Source organism: Streptomyces sp. NPDC127098 (assembly GCF_042722465.1).
Classification (GTDB): Bacteria; Actinomycetota; Actinomycetes; order Streptomycetales; family Streptomycetaceae; genus Streptomyces; species Streptomyces millisiae.
The window spans coordinates 1-25,577 of sequence record NZ_JBHXFJ010000028.1; the positions used below are offsets into that span (position 1 = coordinate 1).

Here is a 25,577-nt window from a genome sequence, read left to right on the forward strand (position 1 = left end):
CCACAGGCCGCCGCCAGGCCGCGTCCGCGGCCTCGGCCGCGGCGCCGGGCCGATCGCCGGCGGCGCCGGGCCGATCGCCGGCGGCGCCGGGCCGATCGTTCGCCGGGTCGGGCCGGCCGCCGACCGGCTCGGCCGTACCGCGGCGCCCGACCACGGCGACCGCTGGCCCGCCGCCGGCCGCGCCGCCCAAGCCGCAGGGGCCGCCGCCGACGCAGGCGGCGCAGCCGCAGCCGCAGCCGCAGGCGCCGCGACGCGGGCGCCGGGCCCGGCCGCCGGTTGTGCCACCGATGCCGCCCGCCCCGCCCACCATCCCCACGCTCCCCCCACGCCCTCTCGGCCCTCCGGGGCCGGTCCGGCCCCCCGACCTCTCCTGACCATCCGCCGGTCGGCTTGGGGGAGTCGATCCCACCCACCCGCCCCTGCTCCGGCTCCGCGCCCATCCGCCCGGCCCGGCCTTCGGCGGAGCCGGTGGGCCACGGATCCGTGCTGGCCCGCGCGTTCCTCCGGCCGGTCAGGCCGGCGGCGTTGCCCCGGCCGGCCGCGCGCCGCTGGCTCGGGCGTCAGCCCCGGCGCCGCCGACGAGGCCGTTGGCCTGCGAATGCGCTCGCCGTGAACCCGAGCCGGCCCAGGTCGCCCGTGCGTCCGCGCGCCGCTGGCTCGGGCGTCAGCCCGCACGGCTCGGGCGTCAGCCCGCACGGCTCGGGCGTCACCCCGCGCCGCCGGCGGAGCCGGTCGGTACGGCTGGGACCCTTGCGGGTCCCCACCGCACGGCCGGCCGAGCCGGCCTGTTGCCCCGGCCGGGCCGTGCCCCGTTCGCTCGGGCGTCAGCCCGCACGGCTCGGGCGTCACCCCGCGCCGCCGGCGGAGCCGGCCGGCACCAGCCAGCAACCGTGCCGGTCCGCTCAGCCCGGCCGGCAAGGCCGTGGCCCCGGGGTCCGGGGGCGTTGTCCCCCGGGAACCACGGCTCGGCGCGGGTGGCCGGACACCGATCCACCCGCACCGAGGACTGCCGACGTCCGTCAGGCGAGTCGACCCGACGCCGCCACCTCGGCGTACCACCGCGCGCTGGACTTCGGCGTGCGCTTCAGCGTCTCGAAGTCCGTGTGCACGATCCCGAACCGCTTGCTGTAGCCGTACGCCCACTCGAAGTTGTCCATGAGCGACCAGAGGAAGTAGCCCCGTACGTCCGCGCCCTGCCCGAGCGCGTCGTGGACCGCGGACAGGTGGCCGCGCAGGTACGCGATGCGGTTCGGGTCGTGGACCGCGCCGGAGTCGTCCTGCTTGTCGTCGAACGCCGCGCCGTTCTCCGTGACGTAGAGCGGCAGCCCGGGTGCCTCTCGGCTGAAGCGGAGCAGCAGGTCGGTGAGGCCTGTCGGGTCGATGACCCAGCCCATGTCCGTGCGGTCGCCCGGCGCGAGGTGGAACTCGACCTGCTCGGAGCCGACCCACGGTGAGTGTTCCGAGGCGCCGTGCGCGTGGTTGCGCGCCGCCGGGCGGCCCGCGACCGGGGCCGAGACGACGGTCGGCGTGTAGTAGTTCAGGCCGAGGTAGTCGAGCGGCTGGTGGATGGCGGCCTCGTCGCCGTCCCGCACGAAGGACCAGTCGGTGACGCGCGCCGTGTCCCGCTTCAGGTCCTCCGGGTAACCGCCGTGCAGCAGCGGGTCGGAGAAGATCCTGGTGTGCAGCGCGTCGATCCGCCGCTCCGCGTCCTTGTCCTCGGGGGAGTCGGTGCGCGCCCTGATCACGCCCGGGTTGAGCGAGACGCCGATCTGCGCGTCGCGCGGCAGCACCGAGCGCAGCGCCTGCACCGCCAGGCCGTGGCCGAGGTTGAGGTGGTGCGCCGCCTTCAGCACGGACTCCGGCTCGGTGCGCCCGGGGGCGTGCACGCCGGAGCCGTAGCCGAGGAACGAGCTGCAGAACGGCTCGTTGAGGGTGGCCCAGAGACGCACCCGGTCGCCCAGCGCCTCGCCGACGATGCGGGCGTACTCGGCGTAGCGCTCGGCGGTGTCCCGCACCGGCCAGCCGCCCGCGTCCTCGAGCTCCTGCGGCAGGTCCCAGTGGTAGAGGGTCAGGGAGGGGGTGATACCCCGTTCGAGCAGGCCGTCAGCGAGCGCCCGGTAGAAGTCGAGCCCGCGCTGGACGGCCGGACCCCGGCCGGTGGGCTGCACCCGTGACCAGGAGACCGAGAAGCGGTACGCGCCGAGCCCGAGCTCGGCCATGAGGTCGAGGTCGTCCTGCCACCGGTGGTAGTGGTCGCAGGCGACGTCGCCGGTGTCCCCGCCCAGCACCTTGCCCGGGGTGCGGGCGAAGGTGTCCCAGATGGACGGGGTGCGCCCGTCCTCGCGTGCGGCGCCCTCGATCTGGTAGCTGGCCGTCGCCGAGCCCCAGAGGAAGTCGGAAGGGAAGACCAGAGCCGCGTTGGACTCGGTGGGGTCATTTTCGGTCATGGAAGCGCTCCCATTCTTGCTCGTGGATGAGGGTATCGAATGCCGCGCGTCGGGGGGTGCCCGGACGCCGGCCGGGCGGCGGCCCGGCCGGCGAAGCGGGGGCTCAGCCCTTGAGCGCTCCGTTCATGATGCCGCCGACGATCTGCCGGCCGAACAGCACGAACGCGATCAGCAGCGGCATCGTGGCGAGGAACGCGCCGGCCATGATCACGCCCTGGTCCTGGATGTAGCCGCGGCCCAGGTTGGTCAGCGCGACCTGGACCGTGGGGTTCTGCTGGGTCAGCGCGATGATCGGCCAGAAGAACTCGTTCCAGGCCGTGACGAAGGTGAGCATGCCGAGCACGGACATGGCCGGCCTGGCGGCGGGGAAGACCACGTGCCAGACGATCCGCAGGCTGTTGGCGCCGTCCACCCGGGCGGCCTCGACCAGCTCGCTCGGCAGGGCCTGCGCCAGGTACTGCCGCATGAAGAACACGCCGAACGCGCTCACCATCATGGGCAGGATGACCGCCTGCAGTTGGCCGGTCCACTCCAGTTCGGCGATCGCCATGAACATCGGCACCACGGTGAGCTGAGGCGGCACCATCATGGTGCCGATGACCAGCAGCATCAGGAAGTTCTTGGCGCGAAAACGGAGTTTGGCGAAGGCGAAGCCGGCCAGCGTGGCGAACAGCACCGTCGAGATGGTGATCGCGCCCGCCACGAACAGCGTGTTGAGCATGGCCGTGCCCATGTTGCCGTCGGTCCAGGCCTGTTCGATGTTCCTGAACAGGCGGCCGCCGAACCAGAAGGGCGGGGTCGGCTCGGCGAGCCGGGCCGTGGTGTGCGACGAGGCGAACATCTGCCACACCAGCGGGTAGAGCGAGCCGATGGTGAAGACGGTCAGGATGGTGTACGTCAGCCAGCCGCCGTGCAGTTGGCGCCCGGCGGTGCCCGCGCGGCGCTCCCTGCGGGAGCGGCGGGCCGCCGGCCGGCCGGCGGCCTCGTCCGCGGCCTCGCTCCTGGTGGTCTCCGTGGTGGTCGCCATCACTCCTCCTCTCCGCCGGCGCGGCCGATCCAGCGGGTGAGCGCCCAGTAGACGAGTCCGATGAGGATCAACAGCAGGAACATCGTCCAGGCGATGGCCGACGCGCGACCGAGGTGCCGGTTGAACCAGCCCATCTGGTACAGGTAGAGGCCCAGCGTCTGGTACTGGCCGCTGGCGCCGCCCTCGGCTCCGCCGCCGCCAAACAGCATCGGTTCACCGAAGAGCTGGGTGGCGCCGATCGTCGAGACGACGATGGTGAACAGGATGGTCGGCCGCAGCGACGGCAGTGTGATGTGCCGGAACTGCTGCCAACGCGTCGCCCCGTCGAGCGCGGCGGACTCGTACAGGTCGTTGGGGATGGACTGCATGGCGGCCAGGTAGATCAGCGTGTTGTAGCCGGTCCACCGCCAGATCACGATGGAGGACACCGCGAACTGCGAGGTCCAGGTGCCCGACTGCCAGTCGATGTTGTCGATGCCGACCAGGCCGAGCGCCCAGTTGATCGCGCCGTAGTCGCGGCCGTAGAGCATGGCGAAGACCAGCGCCGCGGCGGCCACCGAGGTGGCGTACGGGGTGAGCATCGCCACCCGGAACAACATGCTGCCGCGCAGCCGGTAGTTGAGCAGGTGGGCGAGCCCCAGCGCCATCAGCAGCTGCGGCACCGTCGAGATGATCCCGATGGTGAACGTGTTCTGCAGCGCGTTCCAGAAGAACTCGTCGTCCCACAGCCGCGTGAAGTTGTCGAAGCCCACCCACTCCATCTCGTTGGGCCGGTTCAGTGACACCTGGTGCAGCGAGGCCCACCCGGTGTACAGCAGCGGGAAGAGGCCGAAGGCCGCGAAGAACAGGAAGAACGGCGAGATGAACGCGTACGGGCTGTACTTGATGTCCCATCGGTAGCGACGGGAGCGGCGCGCGGCCCGCTTGGCCGCCTTGGGATCGTTCTGGCCGGCCGGGCCCCTGGAGCCCCGGTCGGCTGTCGTCGTAGGGCGCGGCCTGGCGGTGGTCAGTAGTCATCTACCTGTCCCGGTCGGTCCGCTTATTCCGCGAGCTGGTTGTCCAGCATGCTGACCACGTTGTCCCAGGCGCCGTCCGGCGCTTCGCCCTGCGCGTCGACCTGGACCAGGCCCTGGGTGATGGCCTCCTGGATCTCCAGGTCGTGCGGGCCGATCGGGCTGGAGGGGATCTCCGCGGCGGCGGCCGAGAAGAACTCGCCCATCGGGACGCCCTGGAAGTAGTCGTTGGTGGCGTTGAGCACCTCGGGGAGCTGCTGCGCCTCGGCCGAGCTGGGGAAGCTGCCCCGCTCGACGAAGAGCCTGGCCTGCTGCTCGGGCGCGGTCAACCAGGCGGCCAACTCGACGGCCTCCTCCTGGTGTTCGCTGGCCTGCGGGACCGCGACGAAGGAGCCGCCCCAGTTGGACGGAGCCGGGGACTCGGCGATGTTCCACAGGCCGGCGCCGGCGTCGCCGGCCTGGCCCTGGATGTAGCCGAGCATCCAGGCCGGGCAGGCGGCCAGGGTCGCGAAGGCGCCGTTGGCCATGCCCCGGTTCCACTCGTCGGTGAACTGCTCCAGCTGGCTGGTGAGACCGCGCTCCGACGCCTCGACGGCGAGGTCCCAGGCGTCCGCGACGCCCTGGCTCTCGGCGTAGACGGTCTCGCCGGCGGCGTTGGTGTAGCGCTCCTCGTAGGCGGAGACCACGGCGTTGAACACGCCGGGCGAGCCGTCGACGAAGGAGACACCCTCCGGCGCCTCGGCCTGGAACTGCTCGCCGACCTCCAGGTAGGACTCCCAGCCGCCGGCGAAGAGTTCAGCCACCTCGGCCGGGTCGGTGGGCAGCCCGGCCTGCTCGAAGTAGTCGGTGCGGTAGCAGATCCCGGTCGGGCCGATGTCGGTGCCGAGCCCGATGAGGCGGCCGTCCGGGTCGGTGGCCTGGTCCAGCTTGAACGGCATGAAGTGGCTCGGGTCCACGTTGTCGAACTCGTTGAAGTCGACCCAGGCGTCGCTGAGTTCCTGCGTCATCTCGGCGATGTTGCCGACCTCGATGGCCTGGATGTCGGCGAGCCCGCTGTTCTGGCTCAGCCTGGTGCGGAGCTGGGCGATGTAGTCGCCGCCGTCCGTGATCGAGTCCTGCTCGATCCTGATGTCGGGGTTCAACTCCATGTATTCGTCGTAGAGTCCGGCTTCCTCGAAGCCGAACTGGCCGAACACGCCCACCCGCAGGGTGATCTGACCTTCCTCGCCCTCCTCACCGTCGCTGGAACACGCGGCGAGCGTCGAGATGGCGAGGGTGGCGGCGACCCCCAGGGTGATTGCTCTTGTCCTTCGGCGGTGCGGTCGACGTGCGATGGCCTCGTTGCGCATGACGGGTCGTCCTCCTGGCGCACACTGACGTTGCCTTCCCAGCGCTGGTGCGGCGTGTGGGGGATGGGTGCCTGGGCTCGGAACGTACGGGTTCTGTAGGGTCTCGATGGTATGGGAGCGCTCCCAATCGTGATGGGTTGAAGGGTTCCTGAGCCCTTGCCGGTGTGTCAAGCGGTAGGGCGGATCGTCGGGGATTCCGTGATGTAGTTGGATCCAGGGGTGCAAACGGAGGGATGCGATGGCAGTGGCAAGACGCGGTGCCGGCCGTGACGGGAGGCCGACCCTTGAACAGGTCGCCGCCCGCGCCGGCGTCGGCAGGGGGACCGTCTCCCGGGTGATCAACGGGTCCCCGCGGGTGAGTGACCGCACCCGCGCGGCGGTGGAACAGGCGATCGCGGACCTCGGCTACGTGCCGCACCAGGCGGCCAGGGCGCTGGCCGCCAACCGGTCCAACGCCATCGCCCTGGTGGTGCCGGAGGCCGAGGGGCGGCTCTTCTCGGAGCCGTTCTTCTCGGGGATCATCCGCGGGGTCAGCGCGGAGCTGGCCGACACGGACATCCAGCTGCTGCTGACGCTGATCCGCGCCCCGCGTGAGCGGGCGCGGTTCGCGCAGTACGCGGCGAGCGACCGGGTGGACGGGGTGCTGCTGGTCTCGGTGCACGGGGACGACCCGCTGCCCGACCAGCTGGCCGAGATGGGCCTGCCGGTGGTGATGACCGGTCGCCGCTCGGAGAACGAGCCGGTGCCCTACGTGGACTGCGACAACGTGGGCGGCGCCCAGTTGGCCGTCGAGCACCTGCTCGGCCGCGGCCGTTCCACGGTGGCGACCATCTCCGGGCCGTCCGACATGTACGCGGCGCGGTGCCGGCTCGAGGGCTACCGGGAGGCGCTGCGCGCGGCCGGCAAGGGGCCGGACGACGAGCTGGTCGCCGGGGGCGACTTCACCGAGGAGAGCGGCTACGCGGCGATGCGCGAGCTGCTGCGCCGCCGGCCCGCGCTCGACGCGGTGTTCTGTGCCTCCGACCCGATGGCGATGGGCGCCCGGCGGGCGCTGCGCGAGCTGGGGCGCTCCGTCCCGGGGGACGTGGCACTGGTCGGCTTCGACGACTCGGCGCTGGCCCGGCACATGGACCCGCCGCTGACCAGCGTCCGGCAGCCGACCGAGGGCATGGGCCGGGCGATGACCAGGGCGTTGCTCCAGCTGATCAACGAGGGCGACCAGGACCGCCCCCACCTGCTGCTGCCCACGGAGCTGGTGCGCCGCGCCTCCTCCTAGGACCGAGCCCGCGGCGCACCGACCGACGACCCGTCAGTCCTCGCGACGCGCGTAGCCCCGCGCCGACACCCCGTCGCACCCCGCCCGGTGTCGGCGGCCGGAACTCCGGCCGCCGACACCGGCGTTGGCGCCGGTCGGAGAGTCGCCGACGGCGATAACGAATCCGTAACCTTCTGTTGCCTCTCCGCTCCGGAAACAGAAGGCTGATCACCGTGTCAGAATCCGACCCGACTTCCGCCCCCACAAACCCGGACGGCGTGCCCTGGCGCGAGCGGACCGTGCCGTGGCCGCTCCGCAGCGCCCCGCTCTACGGTCCCGAGTTCACCCGGGACCCCCTGGCCTACTACGAGACGCTGCGCCGGGACTTCGGGCCCATCGCCCCGGTCACGCTGGACGAGGAGGGCACCTTCCGCGGCTACCTGGTGCTCGACCACGTCTACCAGCTGGAGGTCCTCCGCAACCACGGCCAGGTCTGGGCGCGGAACTCGCGCTGGTACCGCGATCTCGCCGAGGGCACGCTGCCGTTGGACCACCCACTGGTCCCGCAGATCGCCTACCGCCGCCACCGGCTCTACGCGGACGGGGCCGAGCACACCCGCATGGCAGCCGCGGGGAACCAGGCCCTCGGCGAGCTCGACCTGGTCAGGGTCCGCGACCTGATCGAGGCCCTGGCCCACCAGCTGATCGACGCCTTCCTGCCAGGCGCCCAGGACAAGACCGAGGACCAGCCCGAGGACGGGGCGGAGAGCGAGGCGCCCACTCCGCCGGCCGAGGAGCTCCAGGTCGACATCCTCGCCGACTACGCGCTGCCGCTGCCGCTGCTGGTGATGATGCGGCTCGCGGGCATGAACGAGGACAGCGCCCTCGCCACCGGCACCGCCATCCACGAGCTGCTCAGCGGCGGCCCCGAAGCCGCGCGCGCCGCGGCTGAGCTGGAGGAGCTGATGGGGGCCCTGGTGGCGGAGAAGCGGGACCGTCCGGGACCCGACCTCGTCTCCTGGATCCTCCATCACAACCGGGACTCCGGGCTCGACGAGCAGCAGTTGCGCGAGGAGGTGTGGCTCCAGATCGTCGTCGGCCGCGGCGCCAGCACCACCTGGACGTGCAACACGCTGCTCGAACTCCTCAGCAACGACGACCTCTACTCGGACGTGCTGGCCAACCGCTGTTCGATGGACGAGGCGATGAACCACGTGATGTGGGTCAACGCCCCCGTCCAGAACCTGTTCGGCTACTGGGCCACCCAGCCAACCAAGCTCGGGCCCTACCGGCTCGACCAGGGCGACATGGCCATCGTCAGCCTCGGCTCCTCCGGCATGACGATGCGCGCGGCCGGCCTGGACGTCTCCCGCACCAACAACGCCCACCTCGCGTGGGGCGCGGGCGAGCACGGCTGTCCCGCCCGGGACCTGGGCAGGTTGATCGTCAGGACCGGCCTCGAGGTCCTGTGGGACCGGCTGCCCGGCATCGAACTGGCCGTGCCCAAGGAGAAGCTGACCTGGGACCTGCCCTACATGGCGCGCACCCCCACCGCGCTCCCCGTGACCTTCCCCCGCCCGTCAGCAGAGCCCAAGGACGCCGCCCGATGGACACGCGACACCACTCCGTTCACCTCGAGCCCGCCCCTGCCGACCTCCACGGAGACGAGGGAGCAGCCCTCAGAGCGGCCGGGCCGGTTGCCCCTGTGGCGCTCCCTGGTGGCGTGGTGGCCAAGGCGGTAACGACCCGCGAGACCGCGTCCCTGGTGATGAGCGACCCGCGGTTCGCCAAGGACATCGAGCACTGGGGCGCCTACCAGCGCGGCGAGATACCGGCGGACTGGCCGCTGCTGTTCATCGTCGAGGGCCGCGGCCTGCTCACCACCGACGGCGAGGCCCACCGCCGGCTGCGGCTGCCGGTGCAGCGCGCCATCTCACCGCGCCGCGTCAAGGCGCTGCGGCCACGCGTCGAGGAGATCGTCGAGCGGCTGCTCGCCGGCCTCGCCGAGCTGCCGCCGGGCGAGGAGACCGACCTGCGCGCCGGGTACGCGCTGCCGCTCCCGCTCGACGTGATCTGCGACCTGCTCGGCCTCCCCGACGACGGCGACGTCCGACACGAGCTGCACGAACTGTCGGCCGCCGCCATGAACTCGGAGGCCACCGTCGCCGAGGTGAAGGCCACGGTGGCGGAGCGCTTCCCCGCCGCGCTCGCCGCGCTCATCGAGCGCAAGCGAGCCGCCGGCGACCGGGACGACCTCACCATGGACCTCGTCGACGCGATGGACGCGGGCGAGCTCAGCGAGGCGGAGGTCCTCGGCAACCTGATCACCACCGTCATCGGCGGCCACGAGACCACGGTCAACCTGATCTGCCACGCGGTGCGCGGGCTGCTCACCCATCCTGAGGCCATGGCCGCCGTCCGGGCCCGCGAGAGCGCCGGCGACGACCCCTGGCCCGACGTGGTGGAGGAGGCGCTGCGGTGGGAGTCGCCCACCCGCCACATCATGTTCCGCTACGCCACGGAGGACGTGACCGTGCCCGGCGGAGCCGTGATCCACGCCGGTGAGGCGGTGCTCGTCCCGATCGCCGCGATCCAGCGCTGCCCGTTCACCTTCCCCGACCCGGACACCTTCCGGCCCGGCCGCCCGGAGGCCGGCCGGCACATCGCGTTCGGCGTCGGCGCCCACCGCTGCCCGGGCGCCCCGCTCGCCAGGCTGGAGGCCGAGATAGCGCTGCGGCGACTCTTCGCCGCCTTCCCCGACCTCACCCTGGTCGACCGGCCGCCCGTGCGGGTCCCGTCCCTGGGGATCAACGGCCACCACGAGCTGCCGGTGGTGCTGCGCGGCTGAGCCGCCCCGAGTCGTGGCCCTGGGGCCTTCGCCCGCTCACCGGGGCCACGGCACGGCGAGCCGGCCCGCGCCGGCCAGTGCCAGCACCGTGGCACGCACCGCGCGCGGGTCGCGCTGCGGCCGGTAGTCGTACACGTCGGCCGGGACCCAGCCCACGTCGGTGGTGAACTCGCGCAGCGCCCACTCGGGCGGCTCGGGCGTGGCCCGCGCCTCGGCGGCCCTGGCCTCGAACTGCCGCCTGGCCACGGCGTTCAGGTCGGTCGGCCGGCCGCGGAACCAGGAGCCCCGGTCGAGGAACTGGTGCCCGTTGAGGTTGGCGAGCGCCAACTCGGCCGAGGCGCCGGGGCCGGTGTAGTCGAAGGCGTTGTACTCCGACACGACCATCGACTCGAGACCGACGCCGATCCCGTAGTGCATCGGGTAGTCGGGGTCGTCGGTCGAGCCGGTGAAGTAGTTGTTGTAGACGTGCACCTGGCCGAACCGTACGCGCGGGCTGCGCTGCGCGCTGTCGGCGAACAGGTTGTGGTGGAAGGTGATCCGCAGCCGGCCCCGGTCCCGGTCGCCGCGGCCGTCGCCCGAGCCGACCAGCATCGTCTTGGAGTGGTCGGTGAAGCGGCTGTAGGAGACGGTGACGAGGTCGGTGCCGTCCTCCATGTCGAGCAGCCCGTCGTGCCGTTCGACCGGCTCGCCGTGGAAGCCGGTGGGCGCCTCGCCGTTGGGGAACCGCCCGTCGGAGAACGTGCAGTGGTCGATCCAGATGTTGGTGCCCGTGATCACCGACAGCGCGTCGAACCTGGCGTTCCACGCGCCCTGCTCGCCGTCCCACGGATCCCAGGACGGGAAGTGGTCGACGGGCGCCTCGAGTTCGAGGTTGCGCACGATGATGTTGCGCCCGGTGTTGATCGACAGGTTGACGCCGAGCAGCCGGGCGTCCCGGCCCAGTCCGAGCAGCGTCGTGTTGCTCGGCACCGTCAGCTGGATCTGCCGCTTCTGGGCGTTCGATCCCGTGGTGCGCAGCCGCCGTTGTTCGCCGCACCACGGGTGGCGGGAGTCGCTCCACTCGGTGCCCTCGGGCCCGAAGCAGGCCATGTACCGCTCCAGGTCCCAGCCCGGCGCGTAGTCCCGCGCCTCCAACAGCCGGCCGTCGTCCGCCTCGTTGCCCGAGATCGCGCCGCGCACCAGGATCACCTTGGGCGCCGCGGGATCCCCGTCGTTGGCCAGCGCTTCGGCCAACTCGGCGCGGGTGGAGACCACATGGACGCTGTCCGGCGCGGCGCCCGCGCCGCCCGTGGTGCCCGCACCGGCCGTCGCCCAACCGGTCGGCGCCCCGACCTCCAGGGCGGCGATCGCGGTCGGGGCGGTCGGGCCGGCCGGGGTGCGTGGTTCGGCGGCCGCCGCCGGGCCCGCGCCGAGCGCCACCACGAAGGCGAGCGCGGCCACCAGCGGCGTTCCTCCAGGGTTCTTTCGCATACGCCACTGTCGTCGCCGGCCCCCGGAAGGTTGCCGCCGACCGCGAGCCGGACGCCGCGCCTTGGTGATTCCGTTGCCAGAAGGTTGCCGAACGCCGCCCGTACGGCCGGCGGCGCGGTCTAAGGTCCCTGCCATGGCAGTTCGGCACCTCTGCGCACCAGGGGACTTGGACACCCGACGCCCGCTGCCCGGGCGACCGGCCCACGCGCAGCGCGTGGCCGCCGTCGCGGCGAGCGACGGGCTGCGCCGCGTCGCCGTCGCCACCACCGCCCCCTGGTTCCACGGCCTCGGCGAACTCCTCGTCCTCGACACCGAGTCGGGCGGTCCGCCGCTGCGGCTGCCGCCCGCCGTCCGCCGCCCCCACCCGGGCCTGGTCCGCGACCTGCTGCTCACCCCGGATGGCGGCGCGCTCACCGTCGCCCTCAGCGGCACCGAGGAACAGCACGTCGGCCAACTCGCCCACTGGACACTCGAAGGGCCGGCCGAACGCTGGCGCCGCTCGCTCGGCCGCGCCCGGGACGCCGGGCTCGGCGACTGCCTCCGGCCCCAACTCGCCGCCAGCGCCGACGGTTCCACCCTCGCCTGCGCCGACCGCTGCCGGCACGCGGTGCTCGCCCTCGCCGCCGCGGACGGCCGCCGGCTTACCGACCCGCCGGCCAACGCCGGCAGCCCCGCCGTCGCCCTCGACCCCGCCGGCGGCCGGCTCGCCTACCCGGCGCAGGGCGGCATCGCCGTGCTCGACCTCGCCACCGGCCACACCGAGGCCAGGACCGCCGGCCTCGACTGGTGCGGCGGCCTCGCGTTCAGCCCGGACGGCTCCACCCTCGCCGTCGTCGGCGAGGCGGACGGCGCCGCCATGGCGGTGCTGATCGCGCCCGGCCACGGCATCGTCGACCGCCGCGCCCTCGGCCCGCTGCCGGGCGACGCCCGCCGCCAGATCCTCCGCCCCGTCTGGGGAGCCGCCGGCGCCCGGGCCGCCGTCAGGACCGGCCGCACCGTCACCGTCTGGGACCTGCTCACCGCCCGCCCGCTGCACGCCGTGCCTGACCTGGGCCGCTCCACCGCCTGGAGCCTCGCCACCGACGGCCGCGCCCTCGTCGTCGCCACCACCACCGAGATCCGCGCCCACGTTCTGGAGCCCAGCGCATGACCGCGGCCCCCCGCGCCGACCCCGCCGAGATCCGCGCGCTGCTCGCCGCCCGCCCCGACCACGCCGGCTGGCAGCGGCTCTGCACCCTGCTCGAACAGCTCACCCCCGACGAACTCGCCGAACTCACCCCCGAGGTGCTGCGCTGGCCCGCCGCCCAGCGCCCCATGCCCGACCACTGGTGGGCCCAGTGGGTCGGCGGCGACCTCCGCCCCCACCACGCGCTCGCCGGCACCCGCAGGCTGGGCCGCCTCGACAGCGTGGAGACCGGCACCGTGCCGGCGCCCGTCGCCGAGGACTGGGACGACGAGCGGACCGAGGACCCCGACGGGGAACGGCACGAGGACTGGCCGGACGCCGGGTTCGAGGAAGGAGGGGACGACGGCTCCGCCGGGGACCCCGACGGCGTTCCCCTCGACGGCGCGTACTTCTACAACGGCGTCACCGCCGTCGCCGCCCCGCCCGGGCTGCGCTGGCTCGCGCTCGCCGCCGCCGCCGAATGGCACCACGACGGCGGCGACATCGTCCGCTGGGACACCACGCGCGACGCCCCCCTCGTCCGCTACCTCGACGGCGGCGACTACCACGACGAGGCGTACGACCTCCAGGTCAGCCCCGACGGCGAGACCGTCGTCACCGCCGTCGAGGGCGGCTGGCGCGCCTGGTCGGCCCGCACCGGCGAGCCGCTGTGGCGCATCGTCCCCCGGCTGGCTTCCGCCGGACCCGACGACGGCGTGGACCGGTCCGACGAGGGCTGCCTCAGCATGGACGACCTGGTGCGCTTCGCCTTCTCCGCCGACAGCCGACGGCTGGCCGTCGGCACCGGCGGCTCCGACGTCGTCGCCGTCGTCGAGACCGCCACCGGACGGGTGCTGCTGCGTGTCCCCGAGGGCGAGGACGCCTTCGGCCCGGTCGCCCTCGACGCCACGGGCCAGCTGCTGCTGCACGCCGCGCCCGCCGGCCGGGTCGTGCTGCGCGCGGTCGCCGGCGGCACCGTGCTGGCCACCGCCGACACCGGGCTCACCACCGTGACCGCCCTCGCCTTCGCCCCCGACGGCAGCGGCGCCATCGCCGTCGGCGGCGCGGTCGGTGGCGCCCCGGAGAGCGCGGGGATCGCCGTCGCCGCCCACCCCGCCGCCCGCCTCCTGGACCTGCGCGACACCACCCTCACCCCCGGCCGGCTGCTGCGCCCCACGGGATTCACCGAGGGCGTCGACGCCGACTCGCCCACCGCCGCCCTCACCTCACGCGCCGTCTGGACCGCCGACGGACCCTACGCCTTCGTCGGCACCGACTTCGGCTCCCTCCTCTTCGACGGCCGAGGACACGCCCTGTGGGCCGACCCCGCCGGCGCGATGGCCGCCTTCTCCCCCGACGGCCGCGCGCTCGTCGTGGTTCAGGAGGAGATCGACGCCTGGTTCCTCGCGGGCTGCGCCCCGCCCGCCGACGCCGCCCCGCCCGGCGGCGACCCGGGCCCTGGACAGGTGTTGCTCACCGGGCTCCCCGACGACCTGCCCTGCTCCTACCAGCCCGTCAGGGACGCGGCCGTCGCCGACGACGCCCGTGCCCTCGTCTACTCCGCCGCCCTCGACCGGCGGTCCGGCGAGCGCCCGCTGCTGCTGGTCCGCCCGCGGGCCGACGGCGGCCCGCCCGAGATCGGCCGGCTGCCGGCCGTCCCCGGCGCCGCCCATCTGGCGGGCCTCGCCTTCGGACCGCGCGGCGACGTCGTCGCGCGCGGCCTGCTCGGGGACCAACCCTGCCTGGTGCTCGACGAGATCGAGGGCGGCACGCGGCGCTGGCGCCGGGAGCTGCCGCCCACCACCCCGAACGCCGAGGAGCGGCTGCGGCTCGCCTTCAGCGCGGACGGCTCGCGCCTGGTGCTCGCCTCGCACGCCGCCGCCCGGCTGGTCGTGCTCGACGCCGAGACCGGCGGCAAGGTCTTCGTGCTCACCGAGCGCGGCGGCCCCCTCGACCAGGCGGCGCTCGACGCCTCGGGCGAACGGGTGGCCTGCGGGCTGCGCGCCGGCGCCACGCGTCTCGTGGTGCGGGACGTGGCCAGCGGAAAAACGTTGCTGCGCGCGGATCCCGAACAGCTGCGCTGGATCACCGGGCTAGCCTTCGCGCCCGACGGCTCGGCCCTGGCCCTCGCCGGCTCGACGCTGCGCGGCCACGCGGCGCTGTGGCTGCTGCCGCTCACCGCCGACGGCACGGGCGGCCGCCGCCGCGCCATCCCCCGGATCGCCGTCCGCGACCTGCCGATGCACGACCACTCCGACGGCGCCCTGGTCTGGACGGCCACCGGCCCCCGCGCCTACTTCCCGGGCAGCCACGGCCGCGGCGCCGTCTGGGACGCGGCCACCGACACGGTGCTCGCCGAGCTCCCCTTCGCCGCGACCGAGGCGGGCGTCGCGCTGTCCCTGGACGGCGAGACGCTGGTCACCGTCACCCAGTTCGGCGCCAGGCGCTGGCCGCTGGGCTGAGGTGCCGGGGCGCGCCGAACACGCGTGAGGGGCCGGGGCGTTCGCCCCGGCCCCTCACCTCAGGGGGTGATCGGTGTTCCTACCGGCTCACAGGGGCGGGTAGGCGTTGGCCATCAGCTCCTGGAACTGCGCGGAGAACCAGTGGCCGGAGAGCGGGGCGTTGGGCAGCGCGCCCGAGTCGTTGAAGTTGTTGCGCGCGTTGCCCTCGTAGGTCGGGTCGCACATCCGGTCGAAGCCCTTGCCCTCGTCGTTGGGGATGTCCCGGCTGGCGCCGTCGGACTCGCCCGGGGGCTTGATCCAGACGTAGGCGTCGATGCCGGAGGCGGGGGCGGCGGTCGGACGCGCGCCGAGACCGGCGCCGGCCTGGTTGCACCAGTTGCCGACGTGGATCCGGCCGTCGACACGGCTGCCCTCGACGTAGGCGTTCACGTCGGTGCGCGGGCCGGGCCCGGTGGCCCTGTCGGGGCCGCCCCAGCCGTTACGGGAGGTGTCGATCAGCATGCCGATCCCCGAGCGGAACCCGTTGCCGACCAGCTCCTGACGGAAGGCCTGCGCGAAGGACTGGTTGTCGACGTAGCGGTTCCAGTCCACCCAGGTCGACTGCCGCACGGACGTGCCGTTGATCGAGTCGTTGATCGAGTAGTGCGGCTCGGTCGTCGGCCCGTAGTTGGCGGTGTTGACGATGAAGCCGTGCACGTCGTCGACCGTCGCCTGACCGTGGGTGGCGGTCTGGTAGAAGAGGTCGGCGGAGGCGCCGAAGTTGTCGTCCCAGCCGATCCAGCCGTAGTGGCCGGCGTCGATGTAGTTGTAGACGTTCGGGATGGCCCCGAGCTCGGAGAGGGCGTAGGAGACGCCCTCGACGTAGTTGCCGTTGGCCCGCATGGTGTCGCACTGCGGCGTCGCGGTGGCCCGCGGGGTGACGTTGGTGACGAGGTTCGGCAGTGAGTCGATCTCGATCACGGGGACTATGCGCAGATCGGCGTAGGCCGGGTCGGCGAGGATGTCGGCGATGACGTCGATGTACTCGGTCTTGTAGCGGTTGATCTCCGTCGGGCCCAGCTCGCCGTTGGAGGCGAGGGCGGCGCAGTCGCGGCCCGGCAGGTTGTAGATCACGACCTGGAAGACGAGGTCGTCGCCGCCGGCCTGTTCCACGGCCTCGTCGAGGTGGTCGCGCAGGCCCATGCCGCCGTTGACGCCGTTGATGGCCGCGATCCGGTCCAGCCAGACGGCGGTGGGCTCGTTCGCGATCCGGCTGCCGCCGGGCTCGGCGGCGGCGCGGGCCGACCACTCCGGGTTCACGTACACGTCGGCGCCGACGTACGGGTTGTCCACCCTGGTGCCGGGATCGCCCGGGTTACCGGGGTCGCCCGGGCCGCCGGGGGTGCCGTTGCAGGCGATGCCGTTGACGGAGAAGCTGGTCGGGGCGGTGTTGGTGCCCGAGTAGTTGAAGTTCGCCGAGGCGGTCACCGAACTGCCGGGCGCGATACGGGCGTTCCAGCCCGCGTCACGGACCGTGACGTTCTGCCCGGACTGCGACCAGGTGCCGTTCCAGCCGGACTGGAGCCGCTGGTTGCCCGAGTAGGCGTAGGTGAGGGTCCAGTTGGTGGTGGCCGTGTCACCGACGTTGTTGATCGTGACGTTGGCGGTGAAGCCCGAACCCCAGTCGTTCGCGGAGTAGTTGACGGAGCAGCCGAAGGCGGCGGCCGATGCCGTCCCCTGCATGAGACCCCCGGTGCCCAGCGCCGCGGCGGCGACCAGCCCCGCGGTGAACAGGGCGCCGCGTCTGTGACGGGGTGGGGGGTTGGTGCGGCTCATCGAGATCCTTTCGGTGGTTGCGGTGTCCGATGCCGTGCTTGCCGGGCGTCCCAGCGACCGGTATGACGCCCGTCCCCGGCGTCCGACCCTTGGAAGCGCTCCCACTCTTTGAAGGGAAGGTAGCGCCAGGTCGCCTCGTTCGCCAGAGTTCTGTTCAAGAATTGTGTTGGGTTGATGACCGGGCATCGCAGCAAAGTCAAGGAAGTCACCTTGCTTACATGACCTCGCGTCAAAGGTCTTGACGCGTACTCGTCGCGGTCACATTCTTGGGAGCGCTCCCACTCTTTGCGTCCACTTGGCACTTTCTCTCGTGCCACACCCGCCACCACCGGCACCACAGACACCGTCCTCACCCCCCGACGAGCCGCAAGGAGGGACCGCTGTCATGCGGGTTCGCAGACGAGCACCAGCAGGGGCGCCGCCCCCATCCGAGGTCAGACGTCGGCGCGTCGCACGGCGCGGCCGCCTGGCCGCCCTGGTCGCGCTGGCCCTGCCGCTGGCCATGACGGCCGGGCTGAGCAACAGCGGCGACGTGCAGGCGGCGGCCGCCACCTGTCGCGTCGACTACACGGCGAACGACTGGGGCTCGGGCTTCACCGCCAACGTCACCATCCACAACGCGTCCACCTCGGCGATCAGCGGGTGGACGCTGTCCTACGCCTACGCCGGCAACCAGCGCCTCCAGCAGGGCTGGAACGGCCGGTGGTCGCAGTCGGGGCAGACGGTGACGGTCACCAACGAGTCGTTCAACTCGACCATCCCGGCGGGCGGTTCCACCTCCGCCGGCGCCAACTTCAGCTACTCGGGCAGCAATACCGCGCCGACCGCCTTCACGCTTAACGGCACGGTGTGCGGTGAGGACCCGGCGGAGCAGGCGGCCGTGGTCGCCACGCCCAGCTCGTTGGCCATCCAGCCGGGCCAGACCGGGACCTTCGGCATCCGGCTGAACACCCAGCCCACCTCGAACGTCACGGTCAACGTCGCCCGCACCAGCGGCAACACCGGGCTGACCATCTCGGGTGCGTCCAGCAGGACCTTCACGCCGTCCAACTGGAACATCACCCAGAACATCACGATCGCCGCCGCGGCCACCGGCAGTGGCTCCGCGGTCTTCACGGCGTCGGCCCCCGGCCACACCGCGGCCACCGTCACCGCGACCCAACTGGGCGAGGCGGACGGCGAGTACGAGCAGCGCTTCCTCGACCTCTACGACGAGATCAAGGACCCGGCGAACGGGTACTTCTCCGACGAGGGGATTCCGTACCACTCGGTGGAGACCCTGCTCGTCGAGGCGCCGGACCACGGGCACGAGACCACCTCCGAGGCCTACTCCTACCTGATCTGGCTGGAGGCCCAGTACGGCCGGGTGACCGGCGACTGGGGCCCCTTCAACGAGGCCTGGGGGATCATGGAGGAGTGGATGATCCCGGAGGCGAGCGAGCAGCCGACGACCAGCTTCTACAACGCCTCGTCACCCGCGACCTACGCCCCGGAGTCCACCAACCCGGCGAACTACCCCGCCCGTCTTGACCCGAGCGTGTCCGTCGGCCAGGACCCGTTGGCGGCCGAGCTGCGGTCGGCGTACGGGACGAGTGACATCTACGGGATGCACTGGATCCAGGACGTGGACGACGTCTACGGCTACGGCGACGTCTGCGGTGGCACCAGCGGCGACCCGACGTTCATCAACACCTTCCAGCGCGGCCCGCAGGAGTCCACCTGGGAGACCGTCCCCCAGCCCTCGTGCGAGGACTTCTCGTACGGCGGCCCGAACGGCTACCTCGACCTGTTCACCGGGGACAACTCCTACTCCCGGCAGTGGCGTTACACCAACGCCCCGGACGCCGACGCCCGCGCCGTGCAGGCCGCCTACTGGGCCAACCAGTGGGCCAGTGAGCAGGGTAGGGCCTCGGCGGTCTCGGCCACCGTGGACAAGGCGTCCCGGATGGGCGACTACCTGCGCTACTCGCAGTACGACAAGTACTTCAAGCGAGTCGGCAACTGCGTCGGGGCGACGTCCTGCCCCGCCGGCAGTGGGAAGAACAGCGCGCACCGGCTGCTCGGCTGGTACTACGCCTGGGGCGGCGCGCTCGACACCTCGGCCGGCTGGTCCTGGCGGATCGGCTCCAGCTCCGCGCACTTCGGCTACCAGAACCCCATGGCGGCCTACGCGCTGAGCACCGACCCGGCGCTCATCCCGAACTCCCCGACGGCCGACGACGACTGGGCGGCGAGCCTCGACCGGCAGGTGGAGTTCTACCGGTGGCTGCAGTCCGCGGAGGGCGCGATCGCCGGTGGCGCGACGAACAGCTGGGAGGGCCACTACGCCACCCCGCCGTCCGGCACCCCCACGTTCTACGGCATGTACTACGACCCGCAGCCGGTCTACCACGACCCGCCGTCCAACCAGTGGTTCGGCATGCAGGCCTGGTCCATGCAGCGACTCGCTGAGTACTACTACGAGTCCGACGACCAGCTCGCAGGACAGGTCCTCGACAAGTGGGTCGACTGGGTCCTCGGTGAGGTCACCATCGGCACCGGCGGCAACTTCCGCATCCCGTCGACGCTCGCCTGGTCGGGCGCGCCCGACACGTGGAACGCCTCCAACCCGGGCGCCAACAACAACCTCCACGTCCGCGTCACCGAGTACACCCAGGACGTCGGCGTCACCGGCTCCCTCGCCAACGCGCTCTCCTACTACGCCGCCGCCACCGGCGACACCGCCGCCCAGCAGACGGCCGCCGGCCTGCTGGACGCGCTGTGGGAGAACTCGGACGGCATGGGCATCTCGGTTCCCGAGACCCGGCGCGACTACAACCGGTTCGACGACGAGATCTACATCCCCAACGGCTGGCACGGCGTCATGCCCAACGGGGACGAGATCGAGCCTGGCTCCACCTTCGAGTCCATCCGCACCTTCTACCACAACGACCCCGACTGGCCGCAGGTCCAGGCATACCTGAACGGCGGCTCCGCGCCGACGTTCACGTACCACCGCTTCTGGGCCCAGGCCGACATCGCCATCGCGCTCTCGACCTACTCGGACCTCTTCGAGTAGCCGGTCGGCGATCGGCGGAGCAAGTCATCAGCAACACGGACAGACCGGAGCCCCGGGGCGATCCCGCCCCGGGGCTCCGCCGTGTCCGAAACCACAGCCCCGCTATCGTGTTCGCCACCCCACACACGGTCCATGGCAGAACGGGGAGAACATGGACTACTGCACGACCTGCCGCCGGCACCTCAACGGCGCGCTGATATGCCCGGGTTGCGGAGAACTGACCGACAACGCGACCAAGCACCACGACGAGACGGACGGCACGGCGGCCCTGCCGGAGCTCGCCGCCGGCCAGGGCGCCGTCGTCGCCCGCCACGACGCGCCCGACCACGACACCCCCCGCGGCGACGCCCTCCATGGCGACCAGCATGGCGACCACCCCGGTGACCACCGTGCCGACCGGCGCGGTGACGAGGCGGCGGCCGCCGGGGAGACGACCGGGGAGACGACCGGGCAACTCGTGCCGGTCCCGGGCGGACGGCGCGCCGCCCACCGCGCCGTCCGGCGCAACGGCCGGCGCCGCTATCTGCTGGCCGCGGTGCTCGGCGTCGCGGTGCTGGGCGTCACGGTGGCCGAGGTCGGCGACGTCGGACTGCCGCCGGTGCTCAACCCCATCGGCTCCGGACGCGAGTCGGAGGCGGCGGACACCCCGACCACCCCGGAGGCCACCGCGGAGGCAAGCGAGTCCGCTGACGCCCCGGTCGAGCAGGTGACGGACTCCGCGTCCACCGACCCCGAGGAGAGCCCGTCGGAAGACGAGTCCACCGAGGAGTCGCCGGAGGAGACGACGCCGCCCCCGGTCGAGGAGGAGGGCTCCATCGAGACCTCTGCCGCGCCCACCACCTCGGCGCCCGACCCCGAGACCTCGGGGCCCACCGACCCCGAGCCCGACTCGCCCTCGCCCAGTGAACCGGGGGAGCCGGGACCGGAGGAGCCGGAACCGAGCCCCACCGAGGACGACTGCTGGTGGATCTTCTGCTGACCGCCCCTCAACCACCCGGTCAGGCCCGCAGATAGGCCAGGACCGCCAACACCCGGCGGTGGCTCTCACCGTCCACGCGCAGATCGAGCTTCTGCAGGATGCTGCTCACGTGCTTGTTCACGGCGGCCTCCGTCACATGCAGCGCCCGCGCGATCGCGGCGTTGGACAGCCCCTCGGCCATCCGGGCCAGGACCTCACGCTCCCGAGGGGTGAGGCGGCGCAGCGGATCGTGCCTGCGATGCAGGAGCTGCCGGACGACCTCCGGATCCATGACGGTGGCGCCGCGCGCCACCCGGGCGACGGCCTCGGCGAACTCGGCGACCGCGCTCACCCGGTCCTTGAGCAGGTAGCCGAGGCCGCTGCCCCCGCCGAGGTCGAGCAGGTGGGCGGCGTAGGACTGCTCGATGTACTGGCTGAGCAGCAGGATCGGCAGGTCGGGGCGGTCCTCGCGGAGCACGCGGGCGGCGCGCAGACCGTCGTCGCCGTGGTCCGGCGGCATGCGGACGTCGGTCACCACGATGTCGGGGTGGTGCGCGCGGGCCGCGGAGAGCAGCGCGTCGGCGTCGCCCACGGCGGCCACCACCTCGTGCCCGAAGCGGGAGAGCACGCCCACGATCCCGTCGCGCAGCAGCGGCGAGTCCTCCGCGACGACGACGGTGAGCGGTGCGCTCGACGGAGAGGTCAACGGCACGGGAGCTCCACATGGAGGAGGGTGGGGCCACCGGCCGGGCTGGATATGCGCAGCCGGCCGTCGGCGGCGGCGACGCGGTCGGCGAGGCCGACCAGCCCGCTCCCGCCGGCCGGATCGGCGCCGCCGACACCGTCGTCGCTGACCGAAAGCACCAGGGTGTCGGCGCGGAGCCGGCCGTGCACCTCGGCCGCGGCCGCCCCGCTGTGCTTGGTGACGTTGGCCAGCGCCTCGGCGACGACGAAGTACGCGGTGCTCTCCACGGCCGTCGGCAGGCGGTGCGGCAGCGCTATGTCGACCTCGACGGGGGTGGGTGAGCGGGTGGTGAGGTTGGCGACGGCCGCCGCCAGGCCCTGGTCGGTGAGCGCCTTGGGGTGGACGCCCTGGCTGAGCTCCCGCAACTCGCCCACCGCCTGCGTCAGCTCGCGCTGCGCGGTGGTCAACTGCCGGCCGACCGGGGAGTCGGGCGAGGCGTCGAGCAGGGCCATGCCGAGCATCACGTTGACCGAGACGAGCCGCTGCTGGGCGCCGTCGTGCAGGTCGCGCTCGATGCGGCGGCGCTCGGCGTCGAAGGCGTCGACGAGGCGGGCCCGCGACGCGCGCACCTCCCGCAGCTCCCGGCCGAGCTCGCCGTCGCGCGGGGCCAGGATCAGCCGGGTCAGCGCCGCCCTGGCGCCGGCCCAGGCGGTGATCGTGTACGGCGCGGACGGCAGCATGGCGAGGCCCACCAGCACCCACGGCCAGGCGCCCGGGTCGTCGACGGGGGAGAGCACCACCAGCACCGGCAGGACCAGCGCGAAACCGAGCACCAGCACGTCCATCCACCACAGCGCGGTGAGCGAGACGGCGGTGAAGCCCAGCTCACGCCAGGTCGCCGGCTCGCGCAGCCGCGTCTCAAGCCAGGCGCGGAGCCCGGGCCGCGGGGGCGGCCGATGCGGGTCGGGCGCCGGGTCGGCGTCGACGAGGCGGAGCCGCCAGCGCTCGATGCGGGCCACGAGGATGCCGGAGAGTGCCACGGCGAGCAGCGGCACGATCCCGACGAGCAGCAGCAGCGAGACGGCGCCGACCAGGGCGGTGACCAGCAGGACGACCGAGGTCAGCGCCCCGAACGCGACGCCCGAGAGCAGATAGCCGAGGGCCCGCCAGGGCCAGACGGAAGCGAGGAACCCCAGCGGGCGCTGGGCGAGCGCCTGCCAGGCCGTGCGGTGTTGCATGCCGGCCACGGTACGTGGTGCCCGGCGCCCGCGCGGTAGTGCTGGCACTACTCCGGTTCTCGCACTGGCGCGACTGTGCCGGCGCCGCCGGCCGGCTGGAATGGCTGACATGTTGATCCGTACCCTCCGCCGGCTGACCTGCGGGGCGCTCGCCGCCCTCGCCATCGGATGGCCCGCCGCCCCGGCACAGGCCGCCGAGGCGACCGGCGCCACGCTCGACCCCGCCGCCATCGACCGCTATCTGAACGACTACCTGGACGAGACGGGCCTGCCGGGCGCCGCCGTGGCGGTGACCAGGGGCGACGAGGTGGTGCACACGGCCGGATACGGGCACACGGCGGGCGGCGCCGAGATCACCGCGCGGACGCCGCTGCCGGTGGCCTCGCTCTCCAAGTCGATGACGGCGACGGCGGTGGTGCGTCTCGCCGAGGCCGGCGCGCTCGACCTGGACGAGCCGGTGCGGCGCTACCTGCCGGAGTTCACCATGGCCGACCCCAGGGCCGCCGGGATCACCGTCCGGCAGCTGCTCAACCAGACCTCAGGCATGGCCGACTCCGCCTACCCGGACCTCACGCGCCCGCAGCCGGACACGCTGGAGGAGGCGGTCGCGGCGATGCGCGACGCCCGGCTCGCCGCCGACCCCGGCACGGCCTGGAGCTACCACAACCCCAACTACTCCGTGCTCGGCCGGCTGGTGGAGGTGGTCGCCGACCGTCCGTTCGCCGAGTACCTGGCGGACGAGGTGTTCGGGCCGCTCGGCATGGCGGACACCACGTCGGTCGACACCACCGACGACATGCCGGAGCACGCCAGGGGCTACGTCCGTGCCTACGGCATGGTGTTCGAGAGCTCCCATCCGCGCTGGTTCACGGCCGGCGGCTTCGGCGTCGTCTCCACCGCCGACGACCTGGCCCGCTGGCTGATCGGGCAGCGTGGCGAGCGCGTGATATCCGCCGAGGGCGTAGCCCTCACCCACACCCCTCCGGAGGGCGAGGACTACGCCATGGGTTGGCGGACCAGCCAGCCCGGCGAGGAGCCGCGGCGGATCGAGCACACCGGTCAGCTCCTCACCCACAACGCGATGCAGACGCTGCTCCCGGACAGCGGCACGGGTATCGCCGTCGTGACCAACACCGGGATGCTCTCGGGGGACGACGCCCAGCTGATCGTCGACGGCCTGGTCGAGCTCGCCGAAGGCCGCACCCCGTCCGTCACCCGGCCGTTCTCGATGACCGCCGATCTCGTGCTGGGCGCCCTCACGCTGCTCGCCCTCGGTCTCGCGACGCTGGGCGTGGTGCGGGCCAGGCGCTGGGCGCGGCGGGCGACGGCCCGGGCGTGGTGGCGCACGGTGCCGCGGCTGCTGCCCTACGCGCTGCCCGTCCTGTTGTTCTGGTGGTTGACCGACCTGGTCGGCGCGGCCATGCACCGGCAGGGCACGCTCGCCCAACTCGGCCTCGCCTGGCCCGCCCTGGTGATCTGGGCGGCCGGGAGCGCGCTGGCGGCCGTCGTGGTGCTCGCGGCGCGCGGGCTGGCCGTGGTGCTGGTCAGGCGGGGAGCCGCGTGACAGCCCCGTCCGTGCCGTGCAGGGCGTCGAGCAGCATCGGAAGGGAGGCGCGCAGCTCGCGGCCCCAGTAGGGAGGGGAGTGGGTGCCGGAGTGGAAGTGCGTCGTCAGCTCGGCGCCCGCGGCGCGCAGCCGGTCGGCGAGGACCTCGTTCTCGGCGAGCATCACGGCCTCGGTGGGCGAGTAGACGTCCTCCGGAAACGGATCCTCCGGGTCCTCGAGCCCCGGGATCTCCTCGTCCGGCTCGGTGCCCGGCAGGTCGAGCGGCCCGAGGCGGCCGTCGCCGCAGGACAGATAGAGGGGCACGGCGGCGAGCCGCCCGACGTGGCGGCCCGGATCGTGGGCGTCCCAGACCTCGGCCTGGAGCTCGGGATCGCCCCAGAGCGCGAGCCAGTCCAGGCCCAGGTAGGTCATCCCGGCGCGCACCGCGTGCGGATGGCGGCTCGGGTGGACGAAGCCGCTGTAGCTGGCCGCCGCCCGGAAGAGCCCTGGATGCCGGGCGGTATAGGACAGCGCGCCGAACCCGCCCTGGGAGAGTCCGGCGGCCACCCGTCGCCCGCCGCCTCCGTACCGCTCCTCGACCAGCGGCAGCACCTCCCGCAGGTGGTACGACTCGACGCGCGGCGGACCGCCGGCGTCGTGGTTCCACCAGTCCGTGTAGAAGCCGTACAGCGGCATGTCCGGCATCACCACCAGCACGTCCCGCAGCTCCGGCAGGTCCTGGACGCCGAAGTCCACCGTCCACGTCAGGTGGTCGCCGTCCCCGCCGGGCAGCAGCCACAGCACCGGCCACCGGTCGCCGGCCCGGCGCTCCGCCCACCCGGCCGGCGTGAGCAGCCGCACCCGGCCCCGACCGCCGAGCGCCGGGGAGTCGAAGGACAGGTCGACGAGCCGCTCGCCGACCGCCGTCTCCCGCACGGCCCGTGGTGGGCGCGGCGCGGCGGCCGCCGAGGGCGCCGCGGCGAGGGCGGCCACGCCGGCCATCGCGGCCAGGCACGATCTGCGGCTGAGGCGTAGGTGGGCGGCGGAGTCACTGAGTTGGCGCACGGCTTGCCTTTCGTCGCACCTGGCGGGCCCGGCCAGTCTCCGTCCTGGCCTCGCCCCCGGCATCCGCCGAGCGCAGTCGGTCGCTACTCCCCGCGGAGTACCGGGTCCGTGGCGCCACGCCGCACACGGGAGGGCCCCGGTCGACATCGACCGGGGCCCTCGTCGGGGAAGGTGGGGA

The 25,577-nt window shown here is 73.1% G+C and carries 17 protein-coding genes; 8 read left to right on the top strand and 9 right to left on the bottom strand.

What is annotated here, in order from left to right:
* Positions 1–1,019: 1,019 nt before the first annotated feature.
* From ACFWI8_RS18920 to ACFWI8_RS18935, 4 genes are all read right to left on the bottom strand, one after another.
* Positions 1,020–2,447 carry a GH1 family beta-glucosidase gene (locus ACFWI8_RS18920; protein WP_387092604.1) on the bottom strand — a complete coding sequence of 476 codons (1,428 nt, stop codon included), beginning with the start codon at positions 2,445–2,447 and terminating at the stop codon, positions 1,020–1,022.
* A 103-nt stretch (positions 2,448–2,550) separates the two neighbouring features.
* Positions 2,551–3,474: a carbohydrate ABC transporter permease gene (locus tag ACFWI8_RS18925; protein ID WP_387092606.1), complete on the bottom strand. Its 924-nt coding sequence runs from the start codon at positions 3,472–3,474 to the stop codon at positions 2,551–2,553.
* Positions 3,474–4,484, bottom strand: coding sequence for a carbohydrate ABC transporter permease (locus ACFWI8_RS18930; protein ID WP_387092787.1), 1,011 nt, complete (start codon positions 4,482–4,484; stop codon positions 3,474–3,476). Before ACFWI8_RS18930 ends, ACFWI8_RS18925 begins: the two co-directional genes overlap by 1 nt.
* A gap of 29 nt (positions 4,485–4,513) precedes the next feature.
* Positions 4,514–5,836: an ABC transporter substrate-binding protein gene (locus ACFWI8_RS18935; protein WP_387092609.1), complete on the bottom strand. Its 1,323-nt coding sequence runs from the start codon at positions 5,834–5,836 to the stop codon at positions 4,514–4,516.
* A 238-nt stretch (positions 5,837–6,074) separates the two neighbouring features.
* Here ACFWI8_RS18935 and ACFWI8_RS18940 point away from each other — a divergent pair, with 238 nt between their 5' ends.
* The 3 genes from ACFWI8_RS18940 (at position 6,075) to ACFWI8_RS18950 (ending at position 9,939) form a co-directional block, all read left to right on the top strand.
* Positions 6,075–7,112, top strand: coding sequence for a LacI family DNA-binding transcriptional regulator (locus ACFWI8_RS18940; RefSeq protein ID WP_311598920.1), 1,038 nt, complete (start codon positions 6,075–6,077; stop codon positions 7,110–7,112).
* Positions 7,113–7,324: 212 nt separating this feature from the next.
* Positions 7,325–8,833 carry a cytochrome P450 gene (locus tag ACFWI8_RS18945; protein ID WP_387092612.1) on the top strand — a complete coding sequence of 503 codons (1,509 nt, stop codon included), beginning with the start codon at positions 7,325–7,327 and terminating at the stop codon, positions 8,831–8,833.
* Positions 8,818–9,939 (top strand): cytochrome P450, encoded by a 1,122-nt coding sequence (locus tag ACFWI8_RS18950; RefSeq protein ID WP_387092614.1) that lies wholly within the window; start codon positions 8,818–8,820, stop codon positions 9,937–9,939. Before ACFWI8_RS18945 ends, ACFWI8_RS18950 begins: the two co-directional genes overlap by 16 nt.
* A gap of 36 nt (positions 9,940–9,975) precedes the next feature.
* Here ACFWI8_RS18950 and ACFWI8_RS18955 read toward each other — a convergent pair whose 3' ends face one another.
* Positions 9,976–11,409 (bottom strand): polysaccharide lyase family 1 protein, encoded by a 1,434-nt coding sequence (locus tag ACFWI8_RS18955; protein WP_387092617.1) that lies wholly within the window; start codon positions 11,407–11,409, stop codon positions 9,976–9,978.
* A gap of 133 nt (positions 11,410–11,542) precedes the next feature.
* On the opposite strand from ACFWI8_RS18955, the gene ACFWI8_RS18960 reads away from it, so the two are divergent.
* A complete protein-coding gene (locus ACFWI8_RS18960; RefSeq protein ID WP_387092619.1) occupies positions 11,543–12,559 on the top strand; it encodes a TolB family protein in 1,017 nt (338 codons plus the stop codon).
* Positions 12,556–15,036, top strand: a complete 2,481-nt coding sequence (locus tag ACFWI8_RS18965) for a hypothetical protein (protein WP_387092621.1) — start codon at positions 12,556–12,558, stop codon at positions 15,034–15,036. Before ACFWI8_RS18960 ends, ACFWI8_RS18965 begins: the two co-directional genes overlap by 4 nt.
* Before the next feature lie 87 nt (positions 15,037–15,123).
* On the opposite strand, the gene ACFWI8_RS18970 is transcribed toward ACFWI8_RS18965, so the two are convergent.
* Positions 15,124–16,851: a glycoside hydrolase family 6 protein gene (locus tag ACFWI8_RS18970; protein ID WP_387092624.1), complete on the bottom strand. Its 1,728-nt coding sequence runs from the start codon at positions 16,849–16,851 to the stop codon at positions 15,124–15,126.
* Positions 16,852–17,236: 385 nt separating this feature from the next.
* Between ACFWI8_RS18970 and ACFWI8_RS18975 the strand changes: the two genes are divergently transcribed.
* A complete protein-coding gene (locus ACFWI8_RS18975) occupies positions 17,237–19,909 on the top strand; it encodes a glycoside hydrolase family 48 protein (protein ID WP_387092627.1) in 2,673 nt (890 codons plus the stop codon).
* A gap of 151 nt (positions 19,910–20,060) precedes the next feature.
* Positions 20,061–20,888, top strand: coding sequence for a hypothetical protein (locus ACFWI8_RS18980; protein WP_387092630.1), 828 nt, complete (start codon positions 20,061–20,063; stop codon positions 20,886–20,888).
* Positions 20,889–20,907: 19 nt separating this feature from the next.
* Here the strand turns inward: ACFWI8_RS18980 and ACFWI8_RS18985 are convergent, their stop codons facing one another.
* Positions 20,908–21,573: a response regulator transcription factor gene (locus tag ACFWI8_RS18985; RefSeq protein WP_387092790.1), complete on the bottom strand. Its 666-nt coding sequence runs from the start codon at positions 21,571–21,573 to the stop codon at positions 20,908–20,910.
* Positions 21,570–22,790, bottom strand: coding sequence for a sensor histidine kinase (locus tag ACFWI8_RS18990; protein ID WP_387092633.1), 1,221 nt, complete (start codon positions 22,788–22,790; stop codon positions 21,570–21,572). Before ACFWI8_RS18990 ends, ACFWI8_RS18985 begins: the two co-directional genes overlap by 4 nt.
* Positions 22,791–22,899: 109 nt before the next feature.
* On the opposite strand from ACFWI8_RS18990, the gene ACFWI8_RS18995 reads away from it, so the two are divergent.
* Positions 22,900–24,354, top strand: a complete 1,455-nt coding sequence (locus ACFWI8_RS18995; protein ID WP_387092636.1) for a serine hydrolase domain-containing protein — start codon at positions 22,900–22,902, stop codon at positions 24,352–24,354.
* On the opposite strand, the gene ACFWI8_RS19000 is transcribed toward ACFWI8_RS18995, so the two are convergent.
* A complete protein-coding gene (locus ACFWI8_RS19000) occupies positions 24,335–25,399 on the bottom strand; it encodes an alpha/beta hydrolase (protein WP_387092639.1) in 1,065 nt (354 codons plus the stop codon). The genes ACFWI8_RS18995 and ACFWI8_RS19000 overlap by 20 nt on opposite strands.
* Between the last annotated feature and the right edge of the window lie 178 nt (positions 25,400–25,577).

Excerpts from the sequence above, each read along its gene's own strand:
- ACFWI8_RS18995 (WP_387092636.1), top strand. The coding sequence starts at position 22,900 with ATGTTGATCCGTACCCTCCGCCGGCTGACCTGCGGGGCGCTCGCCGCC.
- ACFWI8_RS18975 (WP_387092627.1), top strand. The coding sequence starts at position 17,237 with ATGCGGGTTCGCAGACGAGCACCAGCAGGGGCGCCGCCCCCATCCGAG.
- ACFWI8_RS18980 (WP_387092630.1), top strand. The coding sequence starts at position 20,061 with ATGGACTACTGCACGACCTGCCGCCGGCACCTCAACGGCGCGCTGATA.
- ACFWI8_RS18955 (WP_387092617.1), bottom strand. The coding sequence starts at position 11,409 with ATGCGAAAGAACCCTGGAGGAACGCCGCTGGTGGCCGCGCTCGCCTTC.
- ACFWI8_RS18960 (WP_387092619.1), top strand. The coding sequence starts at position 11,543 with ATGGCAGTTCGGCACCTCTGCGCACCAGGGGACTTGGACACCCGACGC.
- ACFWI8_RS18970 (WP_387092624.1), bottom strand. The coding sequence starts at position 16,851 with ATGAGCCGCACCAACCCCCCACCCCGTCACAGACGCGGCGCCCTGTTC.
- ACFWI8_RS18935 (WP_387092609.1), bottom strand. The coding sequence starts at position 5,836 with ATGCGCAACGAGGCCATCGCACGTCGACCGCACCGCCGAAGGACAAGA.
- ACFWI8_RS18965 (WP_387092621.1), top strand. The coding sequence starts at position 12,556 with ATGACCGCGGCCCCCCGCGCCGACCCCGCCGAGATCCGCGCGCTGCTC.
- ACFWI8_RS18920 (WP_387092604.1), bottom strand. The coding sequence starts at position 2,447 with ATGACCGAAAATGACCCCACCGAGTCCAACGCGGCTCTGGTCTTCCCT.
- ACFWI8_RS18925 (WP_387092606.1), bottom strand. The coding sequence starts at position 3,474 with ATGGCGACCACCACGGAGACCACCAGGAGCGAGGCCGCGGACGAGGCC.
- ACFWI8_RS18940 (WP_311598920.1), top strand. The coding sequence starts at position 6,075 with ATGGCAGTGGCAAGACGCGGTGCCGGCCGTGACGGGAGGCCGACCCTT.
- ACFWI8_RS18990 (WP_387092633.1), bottom strand. The coding sequence starts at position 22,790 with ATGCAACACCGCACGGCCTGGCAGGCGCTCGCCCAGCGCCCGCTGGGG.